Here is a 23,930-nt window from a genome sequence, read left to right on the forward strand (position 1 = left end):
TACTTTATAGGTTGCCCTACTTATTTCTTTTTAGGCGCTAGCACCATGATGGCTTGTCGGCCTTCCATTTTCGGGAAGGATTCAACAACCGCATACTCATCCAAATCAGTCTTAATACGGTTCAAAAGATCCATACCAAGATTTTGGTGGGCCATTTCGCGACCTCGGAAACGCAGCGTAATTTTCGCTTTGTCCCCGTCTTCCAGAAAACGTATCAGGTTGCGTAGTTTTACCTGATAGTCGTTTTCGTCAGTTCCAGGACGGAATTTAATTTCCTTAACCTGAACCTGCTTTTGCTTCTTCTTTTGTTCCTTGGCTGACTTAGCCTTATCAAACAGGAACTTACCGTAGTCCATAATGCGACATACTGGAGGTTCAGCATTTGGACTAATTTCAACTAGGTCTACACCTGCTTCATCTGCCAAATTCTGAGCATCTCTGATGCTCACCACACCAATAGCTTCACCATCAATGCCAGTTAAGCGTACTTCTGGTACACCTGTGATTTCTTCATTGATTCTATTAGGGGCCAGCTGACGCCCTGCTGTTTTCTTGATCTTTATGACCTATTCCTCCAACAATTTGAGACTACGGAGCGAAATCTGTTGATGGATTTTAGCGGCGAAATCTTCAATTCGCATCTTACCTAAATCAACGCCATCACGAGTACGCACCGCGACTTCCTTATTTTCCATCTCTTGATCGCCAACGACCAATAAATAAGGGACACGCCTTAAGGTGTGTTCGCGTATTTTAAAGCCTATTTTCTCATTCCTCAAGTCAAATGAGGCACGAATACCTTGTTCTTTGAAGAATTTGACCACTTCTTCAACATAATCAGCCTGTTTGTCGGTGATATTCATCACGACAACTTGCATTGGCGCTAACCATGTTGGGAACCGACCAGCATATTCTTCAATTAGAATACCTAAGAAACGCTCCAACGAACCTAAAATTGCACGATGGATCATCACAGGCGTTTGACGGCTATTATCTTCCGCCACATAAGTTGCACCTAAACGGCTTGGTAATGCGTAGTCAAGTTGCACTGTTCCGCACTGCCATGCACGGTCTAAACAGTCGTGCAGTGTGAACTCAATCTTAGGACCGTAGAAGGCACCTTCACCCGGTAAAATAGTGAATTCAATATTATTAGCACGTAAGGCTTGTTTCAACGCTTCTTCAGCTCTATCCCACATCGCATCGTCACCGATACGTTTTTCTGGGCGAGTTGATAGTTTTACCACGATGTTTTCAAAACCGAAGGTAGAGTAAGTATCGTATACCATTTGGATACAAGAGCTGACTTCCGCTTGAACTTGCTCTTCAGTACAGAAAATATGGGCATCGTCTTGAGTAAAACCACGTACGCGCATCAGGCCATGCAGTGAACCAGAAGGCTCATTACGGTGACAGCAACCAAATTCTGCCATACGCAATGGCAAGTCACGGTAAGATTTCAAACCTTGGTTGAAAATCTGTACGTGGCCAGGGCAGTTCATTGGCTTAACCGCATATTCACGGTTTTCACTGCTGGTGGTGAACATGGCTTCTGAGTACTTATCCCAGTGACCTGAACGCTCCCAAAGCACGCGGTCCATCATGAGCGGACCTTTCACTTCTTGGTAAGTGTATTGATTTAACTTGCGGCGAATGAATCTTTCTAACTCGAGGAAGATGCTCCAACCGTCGTTATGCCAAAACACCATGCCGGGTGCTTCTTCTTGCATATGGTAAAGATCGAGCTGCTTACCAATCTTGCGGTGGTCACGTTTAGCCGCTTCTTCAAGGCGAGTTAAATAGGTACTCAGGGCTTTTTTGTCAGCCCACGCAGTACCGTAAATACGTTGCAGCATCTTGTTTTCAGAGTTACCGCGCCAGTAGGCGCCGGCAATGCTCATCAATTTAAAATGCTGGCAAAAACGCATGTTTGGCACGTGAGGACCACGGCACATGTCAGTGTATTCTTCGTGATGATACAGAGCAGGTGTCGCATCTTTGCTGATGTTTTCATCCAGAATCGCAATCTTATATTCTTCACCGCGGGCGGCGAAGGTATCACGGGCTTCTTGCCAGCTTACAACGCGTTTCACCACGTCATAGTTGGTTTTTGCCAGTTCAAGCATACGTTTTTCGAGGGCTTCGATATCTTCTTGAGTCAGCTTATGCTCAAGATCGATGTCGTAGTAGAAGCCGTTATCGATCACAGGACCGATCGCCATCTTGGTTTGTGGCCATAATTGCTTGATTGCATGGCCTAATAAATGCGCACAAGAATGGCGAAGGATTTCAATACCTTCTTCGTCTTTAGCGGTAATAATAGAAAGTTCAGCATCGATTTCGATAAGATCGCAAGCGTCTTTGAGTTCGCCATTCACGCGACCAGCGATACAGGCTTTCGCAAGACCAGGGCCAATATCAGCGGCAACATCGAGAGTCGATACGGGATGTGCAAACTCGCGTTTGCTACCATCAGGAAGTGTAATTACAGGCATGAAATATCCTTGTCCAGTGGTGACCCACACGTAGGGCCACATGGTGATTAAGTAAAAAGAGTAATGCTCGCGAGGTTAAGACAGTACAGGAGTCTTAGCCGCCTTGCGTAGCAGGCAGTTATTCTACGGGATCGTCTTTAATACACGCAAGTTAAATGGCCCGATTGCGGGGCTTAGCGCCCAAATCGATTCATTTATTAAACCAATCCGCGAAGTTTGCCATTAATTCATCATATTGCAGTCAATCGTTCATGTGGCTGTCATCTAACGCCCCTACGCTATGCGCGTTAAATGACCGCGGGATTCTTTGTTATTTGCCATAACAAATACCGTTGCCGTCGCATCGCTGTAAATAATGAAGCAAAAGGAGTTGGTATGTTCACGAGTATCCTATTGACGGTTGCACTTAACCAAGTCGCCCAGAACCCAATCTCTGTTAACCCCATACCAAAAACACAACCTGAGCCGATAGTGGTTCAAAGCCAAACAGTACAATTCGACACCAGTGGCTTACAGGCCGATATCCATGCCGAGCTTTTGCTACAGATAGAACGACTATCGCAGGCCATTAGTGACAATATAGAGGAAGGCATATTACCGACGGCGCCCGTCGAACTGATGACTGTAAAGGATTGAGTTAACTTATACTGGTGCACATGCTTGACGGTTCTTACGCTAGAAAATTTTAGTGAAAAAAGTACCAAGCGCTGAGCTGAATGGAAAAATCTAGTTACTGAGATTTTGATACCGACTTTATCTAAGCTGCCACGGCACATTCTTGTATACTCAAACAAAGCCAGTATGAAGGCTTAGCGACAAATGTCATCCCTTCGTTAGCGAGGAGTTGCGCCATGAGGATCATGAATAAAGTCATTGCCTGCCCCCACTGCGGACACCATCAACATATTAGTATTGATGCCAGCAGCGGCGATCAGGATTATTACGATGACTGCCGAATTTGTTGTAACCCCATCCACCTGCGTTTACATGTGGATGATGCCCGCCGAACTATAGAGTTATATATTGACTCGGACGACGAGCAAATTTATTAGGCATGTTGATTAAGATTGGCCGCTAAAACGTTTAGCCAGCACACGCTCGACGGTGTCGACGATGGCTTGGGTTTGGCTGTCAATTTCGATATTTAACTCATCACCAACCTGACATTGGCCTAAATTGGTCAACTTAAGAGTTTCTGGGATCAAGTGCAGCATAAAAGTACTCTCGGTCACCTCGCCAACGGTAAGGCTGCAACCATTTACCCCAACAAAGCCTTTATAGAGAATATAATTCATCCATTTAGGATCGACGCTTAAGGTCAGATCATAATGTTGCTCGGTGTGACTAATGTGACTGACTTTTGCCTTGGTATGAATGTGTCCAGATAGGATATGGCCGCCAATTTCGCTACCAAAAGTCAGAGAGCGTTCAATGTTAACGCGCTGCCCAACGGATAAATTTGCCAAGTTAGTCAATCTTAAGGTCTCTTCCACTACATCGAAAAATACCCTATCATCAACGACCTGAGTCACCGTCAGACATACCCCGTTATTTGCCACACTTGCGCCAATTGCAAGTCCCTCATGCAAATCAGGTTTAAACGCTACCTCAAGGGTATTGAGGCCATCTTTCTTATGTATTGCAACCACCTCACAGGTGGCTTGAACTATACCAGTAAACATTTTTTGCTCGCTTATTCGTTAAAGGCTGTATTTATGAATCATTCAGGCTTTCAGGCCAAACGCTTAATTCAACTCGCACTTCCAGTGTTGATCGCCCAAGTGACACAAACCATGATGGGGTTTATCGACACGGTAATGGCGGGTCGCGTCAGTGCGGTCGATATGGCCGCAGTTGCCGTGGGAACCAGTCTTTGGTTGCCCGCAATTCTATTTGTACAGGGGCTACTGATGGCTTTTACGCCATTATTTGCCCATCACAATGGCGCAAATAATCAGAAAGCCATTCAACCTTTGGCGTTTCAAGGCGCCTACTTAGCCTTAATTGGTGGCCTTGGCGTAATGGCGTTTCTCGCATCCGCGCCACTCGTGCTCAGCCATATGAATTTAGAGCCCCAATTGTACAACTTAACCATAGGATATATCGACGGTATTTTATGGGGTGCCCCCGCATTTGTGCTCTATCAAGTATTGCGTGGTTGCAGTGAGGGGATTTCTTATACCTTACCGACTATGATCATCGGTTTTGTGGGACTCGCAGTAAATATTCCAGCAAACTATATCTTTATTTATGGTCACTTCGGCGTGCCTGCCATGGGCGGCGCTGGCTGCGGTGTCGCAACTGCATTGGTATTTTGGGCCATGTTGATCGCCATGACGATTTATATGCAGTTTCATAAGAAATTTGCCGCATTGGCACCCTTTAGCCAATTCCATCGCCCCGATTTTACCACCATGAAGAAGATGACCAAGCTCGGCATGCCAATCGCGATGGCGTTATTTTTTGAAGTAAGTCTGTTTGCGATTATCGCCCTGCTGCTGGCGCCATTAGGCGCGACTGTGGTGGCAAGTCATCAGATAGCGTTGAACTTCTCCGCTATTGTATTTATGTTGCCACTGTCGATTGGTATTGCCGTCTCGATTCGTATTGGCTACTACCTTGGCCGCGATCGTGCAGATATTTCTGCCGTGGTGGCTAAAGTCGGATTGTGGTTAGCACTATCGTTGGCCTTATCGACCGCAATCTTAACGGTGATATTCCGCTTTCAAATCGCCGAGTTATATAACAGCGATCCTGAAGTGGTGGTACTTGCTGGCAGTTTGATGTTGATGGCCGCGCTATATCAACTATCTGACTCCGTCCAAGTGGTTGCCGCTGGTGCACTACGTGGATATAAGGATACCCGCAGTGCGTTTTATATTACGCTGTTTTCCTATTGGGGAATCGGCATGACCTTAGGTTATACCTTGGCGTATACCGACTTTATCGTACCCGCCATGGGCGCCCATGGCTTTTGGGCAGGATTGATTGCAGGTCTCACCTCGGCGGCGCTGCTGTTTTTTATCCGTCTACGTTATATTCAAAAGCATGGCGTACATTTAAGTCTGATTGAAGGCGACAGCGTGCACCATTGACATAGGACATAATTAACCTGAATCAACGGCGAGCATTAGCTCGCCGTTTTGTTTAATTTCTTTTAATTTTTCAACCTTTGAAGCCTAACTTGCCGTTTTATCAGTAACTTTGCTGAAACACTGGGCAAGTTGCACAGCAATTCACCATTTGACAATAAAATTCGTTTTTTTGCTTGCCAGCCTTTCGCTATCCCCCTAATATAGCGCTCGTTCGAAAGCGAGATGCGTTTAGCGGTTTCGATATAAGTAATACAATGCACCCGTAGCTCAGTTGGTTAGAGCACTACCTTGACATGGTAGGGGTCGGTGGTTCGAGTCCACTCGGGTGTACCACTCTCTTCAAAGAGTATAAACTTTGACTTCTTATTAAAAAGTAAACAGTGCACCCGTAGCTCAGTTGGTTAGAGCACTACCTTGACATGGTAGGGGTCGGTGGTTCGAGTCCACTCGGGTGTACCAAATTTTACTTTAACTCCCTAAAAAACAGCAATTTAAAATAAATATCCATCGGGATACTTACTTTTATTTGTGCCGAAGATAAAATCTTCATGCCTGTTCTAGGTTTTTCCACAAACATTCAAACATGCCCCACCCTTCGGCTCTGTCTGATTTTGCCTCTATTGCTTAATCCACATTTACCGCAATTTCCCTCTAATTCGCCGTTTTTCTGAATTTGTGCCCATTTCGTGCCAAACCTGTTGGCACAACATGCTTTTGATGATTTTTTGTTATTACCATCGTAGTTAGCCCATAGATGCTGATAACAGACTCGTTTTGCGTGTATCTAGATAAACATTCAACAATGTAACAATTTTATCACCATGAGTACGACGGGTAATGCCGCCTAGAAACAGCAAAGCCGCAATCTAATGTGCGGCTTTACAGAGCAAGACATTGGGGAAATTAGGCGTATTTACGTACCTTTTTTAAGGCGATTTGTTGCTTCAATGCCGATAAATGCTCGATAAACACTTTACCGTGTAAATGATCAATTTCATGTTGCAAAACAATGGCTAAAAAGTCGTCGGTTTCGATTTCAACCGCTTTGCCTTGTCTGTCTAAGGCGGTGACTTTGACCTTTTCGAAACGGCTCACTTTGGCGCGGTAACCTGGGATTGAAAGACAGCCTTCTTCACCCACATACTCGCCAGACTTTTCAACAATCTCTGGATTAATCAGCACTAAGGGTTGGTCACGGGTTTCGGATAAATCGATCACAATCACCGCATCTGTACTGCCCACTTGGGTAGAGGCCAGACCGATACCATCGTCAGTGTGGTACATGGTTTCGATTAAGTCATCGATAAATCCCTGAATTGCTTCTATATCTTTTACGGGTTGCGCTTTGCGTTTTAGACGTTCATCGGGAATTGTCAGAATATCGAGTACAGCCATGCCTGTTTCATCTCTTATGGAGTCAAAAAAATTGGCGCCATTATGAACTATTCCTGTGTTTTCTCAATATTCAAAACTAAATAGTTTAATAAAAATCATTACAATCGATTTTTTAGATTGACATTACGGCTTTTCAAACTAGCCTCTGTTTCACTTGGCCTTCGTTTAACGCTACACTGGCTCATCTGTTCATGTTTTACTTGGCATCATCATGCGGTTTGCAAAAGATAAGTCTCCACTTTATCGCTACTTAGAGCAAGATAAGGCTAATACGCCAGACGAGTTAGACAATACACAAGAGATACGAAGTCATGCCCTATCACCCATGGCGAAGATTTGGCAGATTGTAGCGATGATCCCGCCCGGCAAAGTGAGCAGTTATGGTAAGATCGCCGATTTCGCAGGGTTACCAGGACGCGCTCGCTATGTATCCAGAGCTCTCAAATTGGCTCCCGAACATTTGTCACTTCCTTGGCATAGAGTACTCAATAGCCAAGGAAAAATTTCCTTCGAAAAACATTCAGCCTCCTTTCAGGAACAGATGGAATTATTGCGCCTTGAAGGTGTAATGGTGAACTGTGGCAAAGTGAACTTGTCTGAATGTGAGTGGCAACCGGATATGGCAACCTTAGTGATGTCAATCCCGTTCTAATTTAATATATTGATCTAAAAACTATTTATTCCAATATAAACTCGGTTATAAACACTTAAATTTGATAGCTGAGCCATAGGGTAAGCAGTGTTAGACGCTTTCTGTTTGCGATATAAAGGAGCATTAATTGCGCACAATTCCAACGTTATTCGTGAGTCTCGCACTCACCCACAGCGTATTTGCGATGGCGGCGCCAACGCCTTTAACGCCTCAAACTGCTGAATATCAAGTTAATTATGGTGATGTTGAACTGGGTAAGGCCAAGTATCAACTGCCAGCCATAGAGGATGGCGTCTATAAGTATCGCTTCGACAGCGATCTTAGCCTGTTATTACTGACCGATGTGCGCCATGTACTGAGTGAGTTTGCCCAAGAGGGGAATCAATTATTGCCCCTGCGCTATTTGCATGAGCGCCAAGGCGTCGGCCCAAATTTTATCGAACAAACCGCCTTTGCTAAAGCACAGGGCATGATCCACACACGTTATAAGGATGAAAAAGGTAAATTCCCGTTTGAAGGCGATATTTTCGATCCCTTAATGGTGCAGCTGCAGTTTCGACTCGATATCAGCGTTGGCAAAGAAGTGCTTGATTATAAAATGATTAAATCTAACGAGCTCGATGAGTATAAGTTCCATGTGATTGGTAAGGAACGGATGACAATTGAAAGCGGCAGTTATGATACAGTCAAAATTGAGGTAGTGCGTGACAATCATAAACGCCAAACCTTCTTTTGGATGGCGCCGGATTTAGCCTACCTCCCCGTTCGTCTGACGCACTTTGAAAAAGGCAGCAAACAGCTAGATATCAAACTGCTTAAGTATCATTTCGACGATGTGCCAGTTGAAGCCGTGCCCGCTGCTGTTGATATTGAAGTTCCGACGGAGCAGAAAGTACCTAAACTCCTCGGCACAGGCGCGAATTAAGCCAGTTACACATTTATCGCAATTTAAGATGGATTTAGCGCTGTTTCTAAGATGCCGTAACAACACAGCACAAAACATAAAAGGCCAAACGTGAGTGACTCCGTTTGGCCTTTTGTGTCTTATTTAATTCCGTCAAAGTGCAATGACTGACTGTGACAGCGCCCCAATTACAAATCGATAAGCAGCTCACCTAATCGGAACAACTTCCAATTACCGGGTTGCATCACCTGCCAGTCTTCGTTTTCGGTTAGCGGCCGAGTGGCAATTACAGTCACGACATCGTGTGGCGTGGTTTCTTTATCAAAATCAATCACTACATCGGTATCAATTAATTTTGCCTTGCCAAACGGCGCCCTGCGGGTGATGTAACACAGATTATTACTGCAATAACTCATCAAGTATTCGCCATCGCTGAGGATCATATTAAACACCCCAAGCGCACGGATTTGTTCGGCTAGCGTTGCCACAAATCGAAACACCGCTTGCATATCTTCAGGCCGACGATCACCAAACTTGGCCGCGATTTGCTCCAATATCCAGCAAAAAGCCAGCTCGCTGTCGGTATCACCAACACTCTGATAACGAGACACCTGAAACTTCGCCTGATAATCGCTTAACTGACCATTATGAGCATAGGTCCAATAACGGCCCCACAACTCACGGGTGAATGGGTGAGTATTTTCAAGGGAAACACAGCCGCGATTGGCCTGACGAATATGGCTTATCACCACCTCGCTTTTAATCGGATAGGATTTGATCAATTTTGCAATGTGCGACTCACTACTCGGGCAAGCATCTTTAAAAGTTCTGCTGCCACGGCCCTCATAGAAAGTTATCCCCCAACCGTCAACATGGGGCCCAGTGACGCCACCACGCTGTGCTAAACCCGTAAAACTAAAAACAATATCGGTCGGCACATTGGCGCTCATCGCCAGTAACTCACACATGTTTATCGCCTTTCTCTATCCAAATATCCACAGTTTTGCATTGTAACTAGTTGATGACATTTGTGGAATGATCAAAGGTGACAAAAAATTTAAACAATTGTTTGAAAAATACTTGTATTAAAACTGCCTTAGGTTTAACTTTTATGCGACACAGGTCAGACCACAAACTATAATTGTGATCGCAATCAACAAAACTCGTTATGACCTGTGATTGGCACTCGGTCATACTTAAGGAGAAATTACAGTGACTACCCTACTTTGGATCATCGCCATGATCTTAGTGCTAGGAGCCCTAGCTTACCTTCGGGTATCTTTGCTCACTGCCACTATTGCAGCCGCTGTTGTGATGACAGCCGGATGGACACTCGATGTTGTCGGCCCTATCTCTTGGATTATCTTCCTGGTGATCGCGCTGCCCCTCAATATCAGTGCATTTAGACAAAATGTTATCAGTCGCCCACTGATGAAGATGTACCGTGGCATCATGCCCGAAATGTCTTCAACCGAAAAAGAAGCGATTGAAGCTGGTACCACTTGGTGGGAAGCCGATCTGTTTGCGGGTAACCCAAACTGGAAAAAACTCCACAACTACCCTGTTGCTCGTTTAAGTGCCGATGAGCAAGCCTTCTTAGACGGTCCAGTTGAAGAAGTGTGCCGCATGGTGAATCAACACCAAGTATCACACCAACTTGCTGATTTGCCTGCTGAAGTATGGCAATACCTGAAAGATCACGGTTTCTTCGCCATGATCATTAAGAAAAAGTACGGCGGTTTAGAGTATTCAGCCTACGCCCAATCACGCGTACTGCAAAAGCTTGCGGGTTTAAGCAGCGAGCTGGCATCCACTGTAGGTGTGCCTAACTCCTTAGGCCCTGGCGAACTGTTACAACACTATGGTACGCCAGAGCAGCAAAACTATTACCTGCCACGTTTAGCCAAAGGGCTAGAAGTGCCATGTTTCGCACTGACAAGCCCAGAGGCTGGTAGCGATGCGGGTTCTATCCCTGACTTTGGTATCGTGTGTAAAGGCCAATGGGAAGGCGAAGAAGTCTTAGGTATGCGCTTAACCTGGAACAAGCGTTATATCACCCTCGCACCTGTTGCGACTGTATTAGGCTTAGCCTTTAAACTGCGTGACCCTGATCACCTGTTAGGCGATAAAGAAGAGCTGGGCATTACCTGCGCGCTTATTCCTACAGACGTTGAAGGCGTTGAAACGGGTCGTCGTCACTTCCCGCTGAACTGTATGTTCCAAAACGGTCCTACTCGCGGTAAAGACGTATTCGTACCATTAAGCTTTATCATCGGTGGTCCGAAAATGGCTGGCCAAGGCTGGCGTATGCTGGTTGAGTGTTTATCTGTTGGCCGTGGTATCACCCTGCCATCAAACTCTGCCGGTGGCGTCAAAACCGCAGCGTTAGCAACTGGTGCCTATGCGCGTATTCGTCGTCAATTCAAACTGCCTATTGGTAAGTTGGAAGGGATTGAAGAGCCAATGGCACGCATCGGTGGTAACGCCTACCTGATGGATGCCGTGACCTCATTAACCACCACAGGTATCGACTTAGGTGAAAAACCTTCAGTTATCTCGGCTATAGTGAAATATCACCTGACTGATCGGATGCAGAAATGCGTTATCGACGCCATGGACATCCACGGTGGTAAAGGTGTGTGCTTAGGCCCTAACAACTACTTAGGCCGTGGCTATCAAGCGGCTCCGATTGCGATTACCGTTGAAGGCGCAAACATCCTGACACGTTCGATGATCATCTATGGTCAAGGTGCAATTCGTTGCCATCCGTACGTGTTAGCCGAAATGGAGTCAGCGTTTGATACTGAGTCTGGCCAAGGCTTAGCCAACTTCGATGCGGCCATCTTCGGTCACATTGGTTTTGCGACCAGTAACTTTGTCCGTAGCTTCTGGTTAGGTCTGACATCAAGCCGTTTCTCTAACGCGCCTTACTCAGATAAAACCAAGCGTTATTATCAACATATGAACCGTTTCAGTGCTAACCTTGCCCTGCTATCAGACTTAGCGATGGCAACTTTAGGCGGTAACTTAAAACGTAAAGAGCGTATTTCTGCCCGCTTAGGCGATCTGTTAAGCCAATTATACCTCGCCTCTGCAACCTTAAAACGTTACCAAGATGAAGGCCGTCAAACAGACGATCTACCACTGGTACAATGGGCGGTTGAAGATGCTCTGTACAAGTTACAGGCTTCATTAGACGATTTACTGGATAACTTCCCTATGGGTCTGGGCGGCGTATTACGCGCCATCATGTTCCCATTTGGTCGTCCACTGAAACGTCCAAGCGATGTGTTAGACCATAAAGTGGCTAAGATCATGCAAACGCCTTGTGAAAGCCGTGATCGTTTAGGTAAAGGTCAGTTCTGGACTAACTCTGAGCACAATGCTGTGGGTATCCAAGAGCAAACGCTGAAGGATATTCTGGCCGCCGAACCTTTATTCGACAAAGTCTGTAAAGCCAGTGGCAAACGTTTACCTTTCATGTGGTTAGATAAAGTTGCTGCTGAAGGTAAAGCCTTAGGCGTACTAAGCGACAGCGAAGTACAACTGTTGGAACGTGCCGAAATCGGCCGTATGAAGTCTATCAATGTGGATGACTTTGACCCAGCCGAACTGCGCCCTGAAGTCGTTGCAACGACGTCACAGGAACGCGCCGCTTAATCGCTAAGCTCTACTAGCTAAGCTGTACTAAATAAGCCCATCAAAATAAACAAAAGGCACTACAATCTAGTGCCTTTTTTATTTTCGTCTCACTTAACGGGCTTATCCCTTAGCTAGAGTTTCATCAGATGTATTAATGCTTTCTTGAACTTCAACCTCAGGTTGCGTTTGTTCCGCCGCCTTGATTTGCGCTTGCAGCTCAAGTCGTTGACGTTCAGCTTCAGCGTTCTCCTCGGCCTTGGCTTTCGCAAGGGCAGCTTCTTCCGCCGCTTTGGCCTGTGCAGCGATCGCCTCTTGCTCTGCAATCGCCTGTTGGATTTTCGCTTCTTCAAGGGCTTCAACGGGCAATAAACTAATCAACTCAATGCCGTTGGGGAATTGGTTGTTATTGCCTGACACAATCACAACTTTACCTTCTTTGGTCAGATACACTAACGGCAATGCCGTTTCACCATAACGTTTGCGGAAATGCTCGAAAGTGAAGTTTTCAGTTAAGTTAGTGACTTTAAGTTGCGCCCCTTTCGACATTTGACTAGCGATTTTGGCATAGGAAACCGTATCACCAAACAAACATAGCCGCTGTTTGTAAGTCTCAGATAATTGATGGCGCGCGCTGCCCTGCTCGGCATTATTAAGGCCAAAAACCTTTTTAGCGCCTAATACATCTTGAAAATAAAAGGTCACCAGCGGGTTTAACTGCTTATAAGGCGACATGATCAGCACGCGGCCAATCCCTGTTAGATCCATATAGGTTTCAGCATGTTCCGAGGCAGGGTTACCAAAATAGACCGGAATATTATCCATCCGCGCAAGACGAATATTATCCCAGTTGCTGTCGGCCAGCAGCACTTTGACATCTTTGCTTTTTAAGATTTTTGCCAGCTCGCGGGAAAACTTGGAGGCACCAAAAATTAATAATCCTTGCGCCGAACCCGACGTAACCCCAAGGTATTTCGCCCAGCGGCCCGCGGTTAGGCTTTGGATCACCACTGTGCCGATAATGATTAAAAACACTAAAGGTACAATGGCTTCGGCGCCCTGTACATTGTTTGCCTCTAACTTAATGGCGAATAATGAAGACACGGCCGCCGCCACAATCCCCCGCGGAGCAATCCAACATAGGAACCACTTATCGGCCTTTGATAATGACGTGCCTATGCCAGATACCCAAATACTAACTGGCCGTGCGATCAGCATGGTCACAGCGAGTACACCAATACCGCCCCAGCCTAAATCCAACATAGCATTCGAGTCTAGTCTCGCTGCTAACAGAATAAATAATGCGGAGATCAGCAGTACTGTCAGTGTTTCTTTAAATTCAAGGATTTCAGCAATATCCACGCCGCGCATATTCGCCAGCCAAATGCCCATCACAGTCACGGTGAGCAATCCCGATTCTTCCTGCAACAAATTTGAGCCGACGAAAATCCCCAGCATGAGGGTTAATACTGCGGTATTACGTAAATAGTGTGGCAACAAATTGTGGCGGATCACTTGACCAATTAAGTAACCCGATGCAGCGCCTAAGCCTAAGCCAAGTGTGAGCATAGAACCTAGTGCATAGAGTACATGGCTAGTTTGATTGCCAGATACCGTAATATATTCAAACACTAATACCGCTAGCAGCGCGCCAATTGGGTCAATCACAATCCCTTCCCAGCGTAAAATACTCGCGAGCTGCGACTTTGGCCTAACGCTGCGCAGCATTGGTACTATCACAGTTGGCCCCGTGACCACCACCAACGCACCAAATAGCAGTGCGACTTCCCAACTAAAATCCAGCAGATAAAAAGTGGCGGTACTGATACAGCCCCAGGTGATCACCATGCCGATACTCACTAAGTGAGTCACCATGCGGCCATGATCTTTAATCTCTTTAAAATTGAGGGTTAATGCGCCCTCAAACAGGATCACGGCAACGCCTAGGGAAATAATCGGAAACAGTAAATCCCCAAATATTGCATCGGGATTTAACACTCCAAATGCTGGACCTAGTAATAAACCACAGAGTAGTAGCGGTAAAATTGCTGGTAATCTCAACTTCCAACCAAGCCATTGACAAAAAAGCGAAAGCACGCCGATGAGTGCTAGCATCCCAGTGATTTTTTCAACCATAAAACATCCTTTCGTTAGGTGAGGCATGCGATTGTGGATTTAACCTAACACGCTTTTTCATTCAGGAAAATAAACGGTTAATGATAACAATAGCAGTAAAAAGCACGCTCTAGTGATGCAAATAAGTTAGATGATATTCAACTTTATTCGCATACCAAGGGAGTTCGAAGGGTTACATTGCTATATAAGAACACGAAAGCGACAGAGAATAAAGTTGCAGTCTATTCAGCAAGTTGGGATAAGTTAGTGATCGAATAAATATGTAAGATCTAAATGCCCACAAATGTATCTTGAGTTAGAGATTAGCTAATTTTAGTTTTATTTGCTCATCGGGTAGCTTATTCAATATTTCATCGGGGATTCTGCCGTGATATTTAGTGGCATAGTGTGCTAAGCATAATAATAAGGCTAGATTATGTTCAACATTACTCACCTCTGGCTCTGCGCTGGATAAAATGTTGTCACATAAGGATTCGCTATACCCCCAAAGCGTTAAAAGATAGGCTGATATAGAGACGATGAGTTTTCTCACTGGCCACTCCGTAAACTGAGTCGCAAACGAATCTTGCCAAATACGAGATGCCAAAATCAACTCACCTATTGACGACATCAAAGCCGCAATAAATAGCTCTTCTTGTAAACTCTTTTGTAAATTAAGTGCTTTAGCGATTTTTTGAGCGTTAAGCGCTAACTGATACGCATGTTCGTTAATTCTACTCTGCGCAGACTTATCAATAATCGACGTCGCCGATTGCTCAATGGCGATAGAACTAATAATCGCGCTAGTTAAATCCACCCCTAAGCGTTTGATAGCCTCTTCAATTGACAGTGTTGTGCGGCTAAAACCCAAAAACGCGGAGTTTGCGAGTTGTAATAATTTGGCGGTAATAATTGGTTCGTGGGCAATAAGATCAACAATATCGGCGGCTTCGGATTGCTGATTTAGAAGCACTTTGCGGACCTGTTGTACTATGTCTGGCAGTGGCAGTAATAAAGCACTTGCGCCCAACATTGCTCTAACGTCTTGGGAGAATGGCAATTTATGAACCCGTTCCACAGAGGTCAGAAGTTGTACAATATCCTGTTCATTGAAGGGTTTACTCAATACAAAATGAGCCGTTTTGCCCGCTTTGCATACTACTTCCTCTGTCGTGTCACCTGTAAGTAACGCTCTAATTGCCTGGGGATAATGTTTTGAAACCTCAACGAGTACCCTATCGCCATTAACATCAGGCATTAAATAATCGCAGATTATAAGATCGACATTAACATCATTAGCTATAGATTTTGCCCAGTTTAGGCCATCCTCCTCAGTCCAAAACTGCCAGTCAGGTCTCAGTCTTTTCGCTAGCCGTAAGAGAGCTCTAAGCATAAAACTGTCATCATCAACAAAGAGTACATTAAACATAACTCTCTCCTAAGCCATTGTGGCTGAAAGACTTTCAAAAGAAGCCAATAGCGCTAAATACTCCTCTTCAGATTGCGGTTTAGAAATGCAGTATCCTTGCACTACATCACAACCTAAGGATTTGACAATATTGAGTTGGTCCAATGTTTCAATACCCTCGACAACCACTTTCATGTTCAGATCATGTGCTAACCTGACCACATTAGCCACTAAACTTTCAGTATTCAAATTACTTTCAATATCGAGCACAAGTGAACGGTCAATTTTTAGTACATTAATAGGCAGTTTACTCAAGTAACTCAAAGATGAATAACCGGTACCAAAATCATCTATCGCAATACTGATACCGAGTTCAGCAATCGCCTTAAGGGTGATCGCACAATCTTCAAGGTTATTAAGCAAAAAAGTTTCGGTTAATTCAAATTCTAAATCTGTAGGTGAAACGCCTGTCAGCTGAATATGATGCTTTATCCAGTGAATAAAATCAGGCTCAGTTAACTGTCGACCAGATATATTAATTGCCATTTTTCCAAATTGAATGCCTTCACTCTGCCATCTAGCCGCAGTAATAAAGGCCGTTTTGAGCACCCAATAGCCAATATCCACCATTTGGCCATGTTGCTCTGCTAAAGGAATAAATAACGCAGGTGAAACCATCCCAAATTCGGGGTGCTGCCACCGAATGAGGGCTTCACAGCCGGACAAATTATATTTGGCAAAATCAAATTTTGGCTGAAAATGCAGAAAAAGTTGACGCTGTTGCACCGCATGAAATAACGCCTGATTTAATGAGATCTGGTGTTTTTTTCGTTCAATAGCTTGCTGATCATAACGCATAAACATCCGGACGGAGTCTTCTGCCATCATCAGATTACCCAGTAATAAATTATTCAGAACGGATCGAGGCTCATCACCATCGTCGGGTATAAGACAGTAACTGACAGCATAATCCAACTTAGATGAGGTCAAATTAGCTTTACCAGTCACGGGGTCAATAATTGAAGCGGCCTTCTGTAAAGCGTCCATCTCGGAGGTAATATCAGGTAAACAAAGCACAAATTGTTCATTAGCTAGTAGTGCAAGCTCCCCTGCCGTACCAGTGGAATTAAGTAGCTGTAATGCAATATGCTCGATAGTCCGCTGCGCTTCTGAATAACCAATCATGCGGCTCCAGAGTTCAAAACTTTTGATCTTGATAACAACGAGAACCATAGCTCTGCGAGAATTGAGATATTGTGTTATCACCGATATAAGCTGCTGATAATTAAGCAGCGAAGGAAGTTCAAATGCCGTGTTTAGCAACTCACCATCAGTCACGGGATTTAAACACAAAACTACCCCAGAAGGACCAGCTAAACGACAACTCACTTCTAATTCAGTGTGATTCAATAACCTAATAGATACACTCTGACCGATTGCTAATGTCTGTTCCTGCAAGGTTAACCTATCTGTTTCAACCAAAAACTCATCAAGCAAACGTCCCTCGACCAAGGTTGAACCCAAGAGCTTTGTCGCCGCAATATTAGCATGCACAATTTGATTAGATGGGGATATCTCGAGTAAGGCATCGGAACTAGCCAACAACATTTTTTGGGATTGGCGTTGAAAAATCTGTTTGTTGTGATGCGTAAATGCATTCGCTATTTCATCAAGTAACTCGTTATCTTCCCAAGGTTTTTGCAGAAAACGATACGCACTACCCGCATTAAGTAATGACTTCACCGACTCAAAATCTGAATAACCACTAATGACAAGCCCGACGACTTCAGGATATAAGCGTTTGATTTTAGAAAGTAACAGCCCTCCATCCATATAGGGCATTCTAAAATCGGTCAAAACAACTTTACAATCATAAGTGAGTAATAGGTTTAACGCTTCTTCTCCACTTTGAGCTGTCTTTACCGAATAGCCAGAACGAGTTAATAAGCGTTTTAGGGCCTTTAAAATGCCAACATCGTCATCGACTAGTAGTAAAGAGTTATCCATTGTGGCCTCTAGCTTAAGAGCATATTTACTCTGTCCAATAGATCATGATTATCAAAAGGTTTTGCTATCGCATCATCCGCACCTAATCTAATCGACTCTGCTAACTCTTTAGGTGAAAGCCCTGATAATACTAAAATTTTAATATTTGCTAACTCTGGTCGCTCTCGAATAAATTGGATAACTTCAAAACCATTCAACCCAGGTAAGGACAGGTCAAGAAGAATTAAATCTGGCTTTTCAGCAATAATTTTCACCCCAGCCTGAAAACCATCCTGTGCCGATAAAATTGCAAAGGGTGTTGAATGGAGTGCCCGCCTGAGTGCATTTCGCATCGATAATTCATCATCAATGATAAGAATAGACTTTTTATCAGCCATTAACTCATTATTATTTGAGGCTAAAAAGGCTTCTGGCATTGGCATGTTTTGTTGATGTAGAAAACTAATGAAGTCATCAACCAAGACTCGATAATTACCCCGTCCAGGTAATTTGTGACCTTTTAATTGACCTTTAGCGATCCAGCGACTCACTGTGCGTTGATGAACATCGCAATATTGAGCAATATCGCTTGGCTTGAGCGTTTTCATGCTCTCGTACCCATGATTATTCTTGCTTAGTTAACACTTATAGCATAATTTTAATCTATAAGACAAATAGGACAAATGCGATAGGTGACTTAATGCCAACCCCATCTGAAAGCACTCTGCCATTGATTTTGTGTGTAGACGATGAAGCCAGTATTCTAAAATCGCTACAGCGGCTTTTTATCGGTAAGGAGCTGCAGCTTTTATTGGCTGATAGCGGGAGCCAAGCTTTAGAGTTAATGAAGCAGCATAGAATCAATGTCATTATCACCGATATGCGCATGCCGAATATGACGGGGGCAGAATTTTTAGCTAAAGCGGCGGTATTACAACCAGACGCTTACCGCATTTTAATGACCGGTTATGCTGATCTTGCCTCGACGGTCTCTGCAATCAATCTTGGAAAAATCCACAGATATGTTCAAAAACCTTGGGATAATCAAGAACTATTAACTGTGGTTGACGAAGGATTAGCAATGTACCACTTAATTCGTCAAAACAAACAACTTACTGCCAAGGTAGCCGCACAAAACAAACAGTTAAAAGAACTCAATAACTCCCTTGAGGAAACCGTTCAAAAACGTACAGAACAACTTAAGCAAACACTATTAAAATTCAAAAACTTAGCAAGTGAACGACAAAAAGATGAAGCTGCTACCTTAGAGGTACTCTACAATATCATCGTGAGTTATCCACCGCTCAGTGGCGAACTGGCCCGTAAAATCAGCGCCACCTGCGAATATCTTGCAAATGCATTGCAATTGCCTGCAGAACAGATAGTTACGATAACAAAAGCGGGCTTATTTTCAGAAATCGGTAAAATCGCGCTCCCCACCAAAATAGCTGAAACGGCATATACCGACCTCTATGATCGTGAACGTCGTTTATTTAATGAACATCCATTACATGCCGAAGAGATCTTACTGCCCGCGATACATTTAAGCGAAATGTCACTCATCATCGTCAATCAATTAGAGCGCTTTAATGGCGGAGGTGAACCCGCTCAAAAAGCAGGCGTAGACATCCCTCTTGGGTCACGAATATTGGCAGTAGCAAGAGATTTTTGGCTGCATGTTGAAGGCCGATACGATGGTAATAAAAAAAGCATGGCTGACGGCTTTGACGCAATAAAACTACGCCAGGGCAGTTATTATGACCCAGTGATAGTCAACGCTTTGTCAATTTTAGTCACTTCCGAAGAAGTAGACATAGCAAACAAAGCTAGAAGAGGACTACAAGTGAGTGCACTCAAAGCCGGTATGAAATTAAAGCAAAACTTATACAATCTTAAGCACATACTGCTGTTGCCTGAAGGACATATACTAACCTCTGCTTCACTTGATAAATTATCAAAGTATCAGCTAAAACATAAGGAGCAATTGTTAGTTGAAATAGAAACAAACTAAAGCTTAAAACATTATAGATCAATGGGATGACTTAAATATATGACTCACTGAATACATGTAAAATGCCCACGCTGTGATGTTAAAAGTCCGACAAATATTCAGCAGTTATCATCCCTATGACCATTGCGGTGATTATTGGCAAGCTAAACGAAGCTATACTCAGTGTTGATACAAAGCTAACTTTCATCCCTTCCATTAGCATTTGTAACGTTGACATACGTGCTCCATATCAACTGTGTCAAAACGACTAATACTCTTATAAAGTTAGCTGTGCAATTTGGACTATTGAATGAATAAAAATGACCAACAGCAATTGCTGATACAATTAAGAGCAGAAAATCAGGAATTATTAGAGTTTAAAATACTCAATAATTTAATTTCAAAATCGATGCAAGCTTTGACGGAAAACATAGACCAAGCTATGCCCTTTAGCGTCTTATTTTCACTAGTCAAACAGGAGTTAAAACCTGATCTTCAATTAATCGTAACTTGCAACCCAGAAAGTACTGAACAGAGTATTTTAGCATGCACACATGAGGAACTAATTGGAAAACACATTACATTCGAAAATACTAAAACTGTAAAATTTGAATTTAGAGAAACAACAGTGATCAATTTAGACTCTACCTCTAATTGGTCAAGTACACTAAAACGCCTATTGCCCCAAGCGACATCAGCATTAATTCAGCCTGTAAAATTTAACAACAGTGATTATGCCATCATCTTGCTAAAAAAAGAGCCCTATAGCTTTAACTCTGGAGAACAATCTATCATATCAAACTACTGTAGTTTTATCGCAAACACACTCACATTGAGAGACTATCACCATATTGCAGCTGAACGCGAAAGTTTATTAGCACAACAAAAAAGAATTGAAAACAGTTTAGCGAAACAAGGAAAATTAGCGGCAATTGGTCAACTTGCAGCCGGTGTTGCCCACGAATTAAATAACCCACTAGGATTTATTTATAGTAACTTGAACACGCTTGACGTGTACTTAAAAGATATCAACTCATTCATAAAAGAAGTAAACAATACATATCCAGAAATTAATAAGTCCGTAAAAAAATATAAGCTTGACTTTATATTAAAAGACAGCATTGAATTAATTAATGAAAGTCAAGAAGGTGCTAGACGTGCGAGAGATATTATTAAAAACCTACGTAACTTCTCACATCCAGATGAACAAACCATATCAACTACAAACATAGTAAAGCTTGTTGAAGATACGGTAAAGATAGCTAAAGTCAATCTAAAAAAACACATAAAAATAAATTTAACTCATCATTTAGAAAGTGCATTAGTCAAAGGAAACACAACACAACTAAGTCAAGTAATATTAAATATTATTAACAACTCCTATTATTCAATAAAACATCAAAAAGGATTAATTGAAATAGATATCACGAAGATAAATCATTGGATAAACATTGAAATAAAGGATAATGGGAACGGTATACATGAGACTGATATACCACATATCTTTGAACTTTTTTTTACAACAAAAGAAATTGGTGAAGGTACTGGGTTAGGGCTATCAATATCAAGAGCTATAGTAGAGCAACACAATGGATTTATTACTCTTGACTACACAGGGCCTTCGGGTACAAAATTTGTTATAGGTCTACCGGAGTCTAGCCATGCTAGCAATAATTAGAAGACATAATAAATCCATTAAGAAACATCGAATATTATTCTCATTATATTGTATTATCATTGGATTGGTTGCCAATTTATCAGTTGTAACCGTTCCAATTGCAGTACCTCTCAATATAGGCAATGTTGCAGCTTTATTGATTCTAGCACGTTTAGGTCCCTTGTGGGCGTTAGTATGTTTTGTTTTTGTTGCATCTCCACTCCCCTCTTTTATTGCTATAATACTAAGCCTTATACAAGTCGTATTATTTAATATTTATATTAAAAAAAATAGCTCAAACACAACGCAAATTTCTGTGATTTATTTTTTAGCCGCTATTCTCGTTATAAAAATTTTTTCACTGGAAGCTATAAAGGATAATTTATCCTTCTTGATTATATATTGCTCTTTATCAACGGCATTATTTATTTGGAGTATAAAAGCTGCACGTTTACTCCTTGCATTATATGTTAATAATGAGCAATTAAGAAAACAGTCATTGCAACATCAACTATCTTTTAGAGTCGGATTATACACAGCAATCCCTGCAACATTACTGATTACACTTGGTCTCAATGGACTAACGAGTTTAGAGCTTGTGAAACAAATGGTTCATTATCAAAATGAAGTTAACTCTCTTAAGGACAATATTGAGTTAAAACTAAAAGATTACATCGTAAAGATTGAAACTATTGTTAATACAACAGAAAAACAAGTTACCAAAAACACTTTAAAACTTCTTGTGGAACAATCTCCAGAATTTATATCTTCACTTGTAACAGATAATAATGGTATTGTTAGAGATTTCTACAAAGTTGATGCAAACACAAACAACATCGGCAACTTGAGCGTTGCAGACCGTCCCTATTTTTATTTGGTAAAACAAACAAAAACGTCTTTTATAAGTGATACCTTCAAAGGAAGATCACTCGGAGATGATCAATTATTTGCTGTAAGCACACCTATAATAAGAGAAAATAAATTTGATGGTGTTCTACAATTAGCAATAAAACTTAATTCATTACTGACATTATTTGATAAACATAATGATAGTATTTCACATCGTATACTCATAGATAAATCAGGAAGAAAAGTATGGGGAAACAATGTAAGTGGTGATATCGGCAGTGTCTGGACTCGACCTAAAGATAGCGAGCCGATGAAAGAAACATTTTTAAGAAAAAGTATATTCAACCCACTTAATCCTATTACATTTAGCAAAGATGCGCATCACTTTATCATCAATGAAAAAATAGGTTTAACTGGTTGGGAGTTATATTTTTTCATTGACACGAACGATCTCTTCATAAAACTTTCAATTTATTTTTTTCTTGCTCTAGCCTTAATCACTACAATATTAGAAACATCTGTTAGACTATCAAAAAGATTTGTAAAAAACTACACACAGGCATTGGAGCAATTGGTAGATTACACTCAACAATGGGATGGCAAAACCTTAAATAGCAAAGCATTTAATCTTACTCAATCGGCGCTTGAAATTGACACTTTAGCGCATAGCTTTATAAATATGCAACGACGAGTAACTGGTGCTCACAACGCAACAATATCATCAATGAATGAGGTAAGACTTCTTAATGAAGAGTTAGAAGAAAGAGTTGAAAAACGAACAAGAGAATTTGAAGAAGAGCGCGATAAAGCAAATCATCTAGCAGCAATTAAAACTAGATTCCTTGCTAATATGAGCCATGAAATTCGTACTCCAATAACGATAATTAAAGGTTTCACTGAACAAATTTTACCCATTACCCATGGTGAAGTACATACTGCTCTTTGCAAAATTGAACAAAATATATCTCACCTTCAAAGTATAATTAATGACATTTTAGACGCGGCTAAAATTGATGAAGGAAAAATGACTATAGCTGAGCAATCGGTTGCTATTGAACCGCTTTTAAACAGCTTAAGTGATGCATTAACTATTTTAGCACATTCGAAAAATTTAACCACTCAGTTAGACATTAATCTATCAAATATTAAATATATAAAAACAGACCCTTATAGACTTAAGCAGATATTACTCAATTTTATTAGTAACGCAGTAAAGTTCACGCAAAACGGTACTATAAAATTAGTTGCGAACATAACAGATAAAAATGAGTTATATATTGCAATTATCGACAACGGCATTGGTATTTCATCTGAACAAGCATCGAGTTTATTTAATGCATTTACTCAAGCAGACTCCAGTACCAGTAGAGATTATGGCGGTACAGGTCTAGGATTATTTATCAGCAAACAATTAGCTGATGCTATGTCTTTACAACTTAATATGCATAGTACAGTTGGAATTGGGTCTTGTTTCTCTATCACATTACCCGCAGAAAAATTAATTAATAACGTTGCCATAACGAATGATGAAATAAACATTATTCAAAATGACATCATAGACTGGAAAAAGAAAATCATCTTATTTGTTGATGATGTAGAGGATATTAGAGACTTAGTACTGAAGGATCCCCTCATAAATCAGCCATAGCATAGCCATATTTGAGCAACTGATTGGCGAATAATACCCAGGCCGCCAGCAATTCTTTCTCCGTGATTTGATAATCAGGCCGCCTGAGTACCTCCAA

The 23,930-nt window shown here is 42.3% G+C and carries 18 protein-coding genes and 2 tRNA genes; 11 read left to right on the forward strand and 9 right to left on the reverse strand.

Annotated elements, in window-relative coordinates; translation table 11 throughout:
* Positions 1-20: 20 nt before the first annotated feature.
* Together infC and thrS are read right to left on the reverse strand one after the other, a co-directional pair.
* Positions 21-563 (reverse strand): translation initiation factor IF-3, encoded by a 543-nt coding sequence (gene infC / locus AEA42_RS09955; protein ID WP_011072302.1) that lies wholly within the window; start codon positions 561-563, stop codon positions 21-23.
* Positions 564-566: 3 nt separating this feature from the next.
* Complete coding sequence (gene thrS, locus AEA42_RS09960) at positions 567-2,495, reverse strand: threonine--tRNA ligase (protein WP_037418422.1); 1,929 nt, start codon at positions 2,493-2,495, stop codon at positions 567-569.
* Positions 2,496-2,870: 375 nt separating this feature from the next.
* On the opposite strand from thrS, the gene AEA42_RS09965 reads away from it, so the two are divergent.
* Together AEA42_RS09965 and AEA42_RS09970 are read left to right on the forward strand one after the other, a co-directional pair.
* The gene (locus AEA42_RS09965) at positions 2,871-3,131 is read left to right on the forward strand and encodes a hypothetical protein (RefSeq protein WP_229777991.1); all 261 of its coding nucleotides are present in this window, start codon (positions 2,871-2,873) and stop codon (positions 3,129-3,131) included.
* A gap of 215 nt (positions 3,132-3,346) precedes the next feature.
* Positions 3,347-3,547 carry a CPXCG motif-containing cysteine-rich protein gene (locus tag AEA42_RS09970; protein ID WP_011622722.1) on the forward strand — a complete coding sequence of 67 codons (201 nt, stop codon included), beginning with the start codon at positions 3,347-3,349 and terminating at the stop codon, positions 3,545-3,547.
* Between the two features lie 9 nt (positions 3,548-3,556).
* On the opposite strand, the gene AEA42_RS09975 is transcribed toward AEA42_RS09970, so the two are convergent.
* The gene (locus AEA42_RS09975) at positions 3,557-4,177 is read right to left on the reverse strand and encodes a riboflavin synthase (RefSeq protein WP_055647645.1); all 621 of its coding nucleotides are present in this window, start codon (positions 4,175-4,177) and stop codon (positions 3,557-3,559) included.
* A gap of 33 nt (positions 4,178-4,210) precedes the next feature.
* On the opposite strand from AEA42_RS09975, the gene AEA42_RS09980 reads away from it, so the two are divergent.
* The 3 genes from AEA42_RS09980 to AEA42_RS09990 all read left to right on the forward strand — a co-directional run bounded on the left by AEA42_RS09980 (position 4,211) and on the right by AEA42_RS09990 (position 6,049).
* Positions 4,211-5,590 (forward strand): MATE family efflux transporter, encoded by a 1,380-nt coding sequence (locus AEA42_RS09980; protein ID WP_037427637.1) that lies wholly within the window; start codon positions 4,211-4,213, stop codon positions 5,588-5,590.
* A gap of 256 nt (positions 5,591-5,846) precedes the next feature.
* A tRNA-Val gene (locus AEA42_RS09985) sits at positions 5,847-5,923 on the forward strand.
* Between the two features lie 49 nt (positions 5,924-5,972).
* Positions 5,973-6,049 (forward strand) — tRNA-Val (locus AEA42_RS09990).
* A gap of 444 nt (positions 6,050-6,493) precedes the next feature.
* Here AEA42_RS09990 and def read toward each other — a convergent pair.
* Positions 6,494-6,985, reverse strand: coding sequence for a peptide deformylase (gene def, locus AEA42_RS09995; protein ID WP_037427638.1), 492 nt, complete (start codon positions 6,983-6,985; stop codon positions 6,494-6,496).
* A 208-nt stretch (positions 6,986-7,193) separates the two neighbouring features.
* Here def and AEA42_RS10000 point away from each other — a divergent pair, with 208 nt between their 5' ends.
* Positions 7,194-7,637: an MGMT family protein gene (locus AEA42_RS10000; protein WP_156312327.1), complete on the forward strand. Its 444-nt coding sequence runs from the start codon at positions 7,194-7,196 to the stop codon at positions 7,635-7,637.
* A 127-nt stretch (positions 7,638-7,764) separates the two neighbouring features.
* The gene (locus AEA42_RS10005; RefSeq protein ID WP_055647647.1) at positions 7,765-8,562 is read left to right on the forward strand and encodes a DUF3108 domain-containing protein; all 798 of its coding nucleotides are present in this window, start codon (positions 7,765-7,767) and stop codon (positions 8,560-8,562) included.
* Positions 8,563-8,729: 167 nt separating this feature from the next.
* Here AEA42_RS10005 and AEA42_RS10010 read toward each other — a convergent pair whose 3' ends face one another.
* The gene (locus tag AEA42_RS10010) at positions 8,730-9,509 is read right to left on the reverse strand and encodes a class II glutamine amidotransferase (RefSeq protein WP_037427643.1); all 780 of its coding nucleotides are present in this window, start codon (positions 9,507-9,509) and stop codon (positions 8,730-8,732) included.
* A gap of 244 nt (positions 9,510-9,753) precedes the next feature.
* Between AEA42_RS10010 and fadE the strand changes: the two genes are divergently transcribed.
* Positions 9,754-12,201 (forward strand): acyl-CoA dehydrogenase FadE, encoded by a 2,448-nt coding sequence (fadE, locus tag AEA42_RS10015; protein WP_037427644.1) that lies wholly within the window; start codon positions 9,754-9,756, stop codon positions 12,199-12,201.
* Between the two features lie 102 nt (positions 12,202-12,303).
* On the opposite strand, the gene AEA42_RS10020 is transcribed toward fadE, so the two are convergent.
* The 4 genes from AEA42_RS10020 to AEA42_RS10035 all read right to left on the reverse strand — a co-directional run bounded on the left by AEA42_RS10020 (position 12,304) and on the right by AEA42_RS10035 (position 18,297).
* The gene (locus AEA42_RS10020; protein WP_055647648.1) at positions 12,304-14,316 is read right to left on the reverse strand and encodes a sodium:proton antiporter; all 2,013 of its coding nucleotides are present in this window, start codon (positions 14,314-14,316) and stop codon (positions 12,304-12,306) included.
* A gap of 295 nt (positions 14,317-14,611) precedes the next feature.
* Positions 14,612-15,724 carry an HDOD domain-containing protein gene (locus AEA42_RS10025; RefSeq protein ID WP_037419113.1) on the reverse strand — a complete coding sequence of 371 codons (1,113 nt, stop codon included), beginning with the start codon at positions 15,722-15,724 and terminating at the stop codon, positions 14,612-14,614.
* A gap of 9 nt (positions 15,725-15,733) precedes the next feature.
* Positions 15,734-17,710: an EAL domain-containing protein gene (locus tag AEA42_RS10030; protein ID WP_055647649.1), complete on the reverse strand. Its 1,977-nt coding sequence runs from the start codon at positions 17,708-17,710 to the stop codon at positions 15,734-15,736.
* 8 nt (positions 17,711-17,718) lie between these two features.
* Complete coding sequence (locus AEA42_RS10035) at positions 17,719-18,297, reverse strand: response regulator (RefSeq protein ID WP_037419118.1); 579 nt, start codon at positions 18,295-18,297, stop codon at positions 17,719-17,721.
* A 92-nt stretch (positions 18,298-18,389) separates the two neighbouring features.
* On the opposite strand from AEA42_RS10035, the gene AEA42_RS10040 reads away from it, so the two are divergent.
* The 3 genes from AEA42_RS10040 to AEA42_RS10050 all read left to right on the forward strand — a co-directional run bounded on the left by AEA42_RS10040 (position 18,390) and on the right by AEA42_RS10050 (position 23,833).
* Complete coding sequence (locus AEA42_RS10040) at positions 18,390-19,700, forward strand: HD domain-containing phosphohydrolase (protein WP_055647650.1); 1,311 nt, start codon at positions 18,390-18,392, stop codon at positions 19,698-19,700.
* A gap of 289 nt (positions 19,701-19,989) precedes the next feature.
* The gene (locus AEA42_RS10045) at positions 19,990-21,357 is read left to right on the forward strand and encodes a HAMP domain-containing sensor histidine kinase (RefSeq protein ID WP_055647651.1); all 1,368 of its coding nucleotides are present in this window, start codon (positions 19,990-19,992) and stop codon (positions 21,355-21,357) included.
* Positions 21,341-23,833, forward strand: a complete 2,493-nt coding sequence (locus AEA42_RS10050) for an ATP-binding protein (protein WP_055647652.1) — start codon at positions 21,341-21,343, stop codon at positions 23,831-23,833. Before AEA42_RS10045 ends, AEA42_RS10050 begins: the two co-directional genes overlap by 17 nt.
* The last annotated feature ends 97 nt before the right edge of the window (positions 23,834-23,930 follow it).

This window comes from Shewanella sp. Sh95, assembly GCF_001308045.1.
GTDB classification, from domain to species: Bacteria; Pseudomonadota; Gammaproteobacteria; order Enterobacterales; family Shewanellaceae; genus Shewanella; species Shewanella xiamenensis.